This is a genomic window from Rhodobaculum claviforme (genome assembly GCF_016653255.1).
In the GTDB taxonomy this organism is placed as follows: domain Bacteria; phylum Pseudomonadota; class Alphaproteobacteria; order Rhodobacterales; family Rhodobacteraceae; genus Rhodobaculum; species Rhodobaculum claviforme.
On sequence record NZ_NHSD01000067.1, the window covers coordinates 1 to 4,157 of the forward strand.

Genomic DNA, 4,157 nt, shown 5'->3' on the forward strand with positions numbered 1-4,157 from the left:
GCCTGGTCCGCCCCCTGCCCCCGCTGCGTGGCACCAAAGTCGCGGTGATCCGCGCCCCGTGCGAGGGGGTCAGGGCGCGGACCAGGCCACCCCGGCCGCGCCGGTGAGGAAGCCGTCGCAGAAGCGGCCACCCGGGGCCAGCGGGCGGGCGCGGGTGTCGAATTCCTCGGGCGAGATCCGGCCGCCGATCAGGTCGGCAAAGAGCTGGCAGACCTCGGTGAAGCCCTCGGACTGCGGCGACAGGCGCAGCGATGCCACCCCCGCCGTGCGCAGCCGGGGCAGCGCATGCGCCGCCGAGGCGCAGGCCGCCGACAGCGTCTGCACGCCGTTGATCGCCAGGAACCGCTGCCCGTCGAGGGTATCCACCGCGCGCCCGTCGGGGTCCTGGTCGCAGACGAACTGGCAGCTGTCCTTGGCGCGGTCATGCAGTCGCGCATGGTAGCACCGCGCCGAGATCGCCAGCGGCAGCCGGCCCCAGCCCCAGACCTCGACCGGCACCGGGCTGGACTGCGCCAGCACCGCGAGCGGCTCGGGCTGCACCTCGGGCGGCAGGCAGATGCGGGTGGCGCCCCGCGCGGCCAGCCAGCCCAGCGTGCCTTCGTTGTAGACGTTGACCAGCGGCCCGACCGAGAACGCCGCCCCCTGCGGCAGATGCGCCAGCGCGGTCAGGTCGTTGACCTCCACCTCCAGCCCGGTGGCGGCGATCTCGGCCGTCAGGTTGCGTTCGCGCTTCAGTGTCACCAGCGCAAGCGAGGTCAGCGCGACCTCCTTGCCAGCGGCGCGCAGCCGTTCCACCGCCGCCGGGATCTCGGACTGGTAGAAGGGCAGGCGCTTGGAGCACACGAGTTCCCCCAGCACGACGCGGTCCACCGGCGATTCATCGGCGAGGCGGGCGTAGAAGTCGCGCCAGCTGGCGGCGTCCCAGAAGAACGGGTTGGGACCGACGGTCAGTTGCATCGCGGTCATGGCGTCACCTCCAGGTCTTGGCATAGGCGCCGGTGGTGGCGGCCTGGCCCTCGGTCAGGCGGGCGAGCTGGCCTGCGGGCACGGGGCGGCCGGCGTCCACCGCCTCCACCGCCGCGCGGAACGACCGCACGACTTCCTTGACGTAGGCGCGCGAGCGCTGGCGGCCCTCGATCTTCAGCGCGGTCACGCCCGCCTTGGCCAGCGCCGGGATCAGTTCGGAGGCGTCGAGGCTGGAGGGGTCCTCGAACACATGGCCGGTGGTGTCCCCGCTGGTGAAGCAGCCCTTGCACAGGGTGGGGTAGGGGGCGGGGGCGCCGCGCGCGGCCTTCTGGATGGTGAAGCCGCCCAGCCGCGCCGCCAGCGTCTCGCCTTCCTCGGCATAGACGACATGGGAGGGGGGCGAGCATACGCCGTTCATGTTGGGGGACAGCCCCGTGGCATAGGACGACAGCGAGCACCGCCCCTCGGCCATGACGCACAGCCCGCCGAAGACGAAGACCTCGGTCTCGGCGTCGATCTCGCGGTTGATGGCGGTGATCTCGGCCACCGTCAGGACGCGGGGCAGCACGACGCGCTTCACGCCGAAGGTCTCGGCGTAGAAGTTGATGGCGTCGGGGTTGGCGGCGGCGGCCTGCACCGACAGGTGGCGGCGCAGGCCGGGGTGGCGCTCCGCGGCATGGGCCACGAGGCCGAGGTCGGCCAGGATCACCGCGTCGGCGCCGGCGGTTTCGGCATCGGCCACGGCGCGATGCCAGATGTCCTGCTGGCCCGCGCGGGGAAAGGTGTTGATGGCCACCAGCACCTTGGTGCCGTGGCGGTGGGCGAATGCGATGCCCTCGGCCACCTCCTGCCGGTTGAAGTTCAGGCCCGGAAAGTTGCGGGCGTTGGTTTCATCGTTGAAGCCGCAATAGACGGCGTGGGCGCCGGCCTCGACGGCGGCGCGCAGGGCGGCGGGGGTGCCTGCGGGACAGACCAGCTCCATCATGCCATGCCTCCTTCGACGCGGGTAAGGGCGACGCCGGTGACCCGGCCGGCCGCGGCGATCAGCGGGGACAGCACCGCGCGGAGCGGCCCCGACAGCCCGGCGATTTCCGCGCCGAGGTCCAGTTCGGCGTCGTCGATGGCGTTGCGCAGCGCGAGCGCGGCCGAGGTGTCCCCCTCGATCACCAGATCGCGCGAGAAGAACAGCGCGTCCCCGTCATAGGCGCCATGCACCAGCCCCAGCAGCCCCGCCAGCGGGCCTGCGATGCGGGCGTCGGCCTCGGGCGGGCGGCGGTGCAGGGTGATGCGGGTGTGCGTGGGGTGGGGGTGCATCAGCAGCGTCAGCGGCAGATCGGTCGGATCGATGGCGAAGCGCGCATCGCCATAGTCCCCCAGGCGGGCGATCAATCCCGGGTGCCGCGCGATCAGCCGTCGTGCGATCAGCGTCAGGGCAAGGCCCATCGGCGCCAGCGGCGCCAGCCGCAGCGGCGCCGTCAGGGGACTCGGAAAAACAGGTATTTCAGGGGCATGTCCGAACATGGTCATCCTCGCGCTGGGTGCCCCCCGTCTAGGACGCCAGAGGCCCGCGCGATTTGATGCAGGTCAAGCGAAACCCCCGTCGCGGCTGCTAGAGCGGCCTTCGGCCACCACAGGAGGACACCATTCGCACCTTGCCCCCCATGCCCGACCTGCGCGCTTACCTCGCCTATCTGGAGGGGCAGGGCGACCTGCTGCGCATCCCCGAGCCGGTGGACTGCCGGTTGCAGATGACCGCCGTGGCGATGCGCGCACTGGGCGCGGGCGGCCCGGCGCTGCGGTTCGACGCGCCGGTGCTGGCCGATGGCAGCCGCGCGCAGGTGCCGGTGGTGGCCAACCTGTTCGGCACGCCCGGGCGGGTGGCCGCGGGCCTGGGCATCGCGCGCGACAAGGTGGGCGATCTGGGTGCCTTCCTGGCCGCCCTGCGCGCGCCCGCGCCGGTGGAGGGGATGGCGGATGCGCTGTCGCGCTGGCCGATGCTGCGCGCGGCGCTGGCGGCGCGGCCCCGGGTGGTGCGCCGTGCGCCGGTACAGCAGGTGGTGGACGAGGCCCCGGACCTGACGCGGCTGCCGGTGCAGACCTGCTGGCCCGGCGATGCGGGGCCGCTGATCACCTGGCCGGTGGTGCTGACGCGCCCCAACGGGACCGAGGCCGAGGACACCGCGCGCTACAACGCCGGTGTCTATCGCGCGCAGGTGATCGGGGAAAACCGTGTGATCCTGCGGTGGCTGGCGCATCGTGGCGGGGCGGGGCATCACCGCAGCTGGGGCGACGCGCCGATGCCGGTGGCGCTGGTGCTGGGGGCGGACCCTGCGCTGTTGCTGGGCGCGGCGCTGCCGTTGCCGGAGACGGTATCGGAGCTGACATTCTCCGGCGCGCTGCGTGGCCAGCGCACGGAGCTGGTGCCCGCGCGCACGGTGCCGATGCTGGTGCCCGCGTCCGCCGAGATGGTGCTGGAGGGCTGGGTCCATCCCGGCGACACCGCGCCCGAAGGCCCCTTTGGCGATCACACCGGCTACTACAACGCCGCCGAGCCGTTTCCGGTGATGACCGTCACCGCGATGACGCACCGCGACGACCCGCTGTATCTGTCCACCGCCACCGGCCGGCCGCCGGATGAACCTTCGGTCATCGGCGAGGTGTTCAACGACCTCGCGCTGCCGGTGATGCGCCAGCAGATCCCCGAGCTGGTGGACCTGTGGCTGCCGCCCGCGGCGTGCAGCTATCGCATCGCGGTGGTGAGCATCGCCAAGCGGTATCCGGGACAGGCGCGGCGGGTGATGACGGCGCTGTGGGGGATGCTGGCGCAGTTCAGCTATACCAAGATGATCGTGGTGACGGATGCGGACGTGGACGTGCGCAACTGGGACGACATCGCATGGGTTCTGGCGACGCGCTACGATCCGGGGCGCGATACCGTCATCCTGAAGGATACGCCGATGGACTACCTCGACTTCGCCTCGCCGCACGAGGGGTTGGCGGGCAAGATCGGGCTGGATGCGACAACCAAGATCGGCCCCGAGACGACGCGCGACTGGGGCACGGTGATGGCGCAGTCGCCCGAAGCCGAAGCCTTTGCCGAGCGTCTGCTGGAGGGGCGGCTGTGAGCGCGCGCGCGATCGACCGGCAGCGCCCCGATGGGGCCGTGGATCAGGCGGCGGGGGGGCAGGGGG

General features: G+C 72.2%; 4 protein-coding genes. 1 reads left to right on the plus strand and 3 read right to left on the minus strand.

Features of this window, described 5'->3' with window-relative positions; translation table 11 throughout:
• Positions 1 to 69: 69 nt before the first annotated feature.
• Genes ubiV through ubiT form a run of 3 tightly spaced genes read right to left on the minus strand, consistent with a single transcriptional unit; the run spans position 70 to position 2,487 of the window.
• Positions 70 to 957, minus strand: coding sequence for a ubiquinone anaerobic biosynthesis protein UbiV (gene ubiV / locus CCR87_RS01090; protein ID WP_201155485.1), 888 nt, complete (start codon positions 955 to 957; stop codon positions 70 to 72).
• Positions 958 to 970: 13 nt separating this feature from the next.
• Positions 971 to 1,948: a ubiquinone anaerobic biosynthesis protein UbiU gene (ubiU, locus tag CCR87_RS01095; protein WP_201155486.1), complete on the minus strand. Its 978-nt coding sequence runs from the start codon at positions 1,946 to 1,948 to the stop codon at positions 971 to 973.
• The gene (gene ubiT, locus CCR87_RS01100; protein ID WP_201155484.1) at positions 1,948 to 2,487 is read right to left on the minus strand and encodes a ubiquinone anaerobic biosynthesis accessory factor UbiT; all 540 of its coding nucleotides are present in this window, start codon (positions 2,485 to 2,487) and stop codon (positions 1,948 to 1,950) included. Before ubiT ends, ubiU begins: the two co-directional genes overlap by 1 nt.
• Before the next feature lie 122 nt (positions 2,488 to 2,609).
• Here ubiT and CCR87_RS01105 point away from each other — a divergent pair, with 122 nt between their 5' ends.
• Positions 2,610 to 4,091, plus strand: a complete 1,482-nt coding sequence (locus tag CCR87_RS01105; RefSeq protein ID WP_201155487.1) for a UbiD family decarboxylase — start codon at positions 2,610 to 2,612, stop codon at positions 4,089 to 4,091.
• Positions 4,092 to 4,157 lie beyond the last annotated feature (66 nt).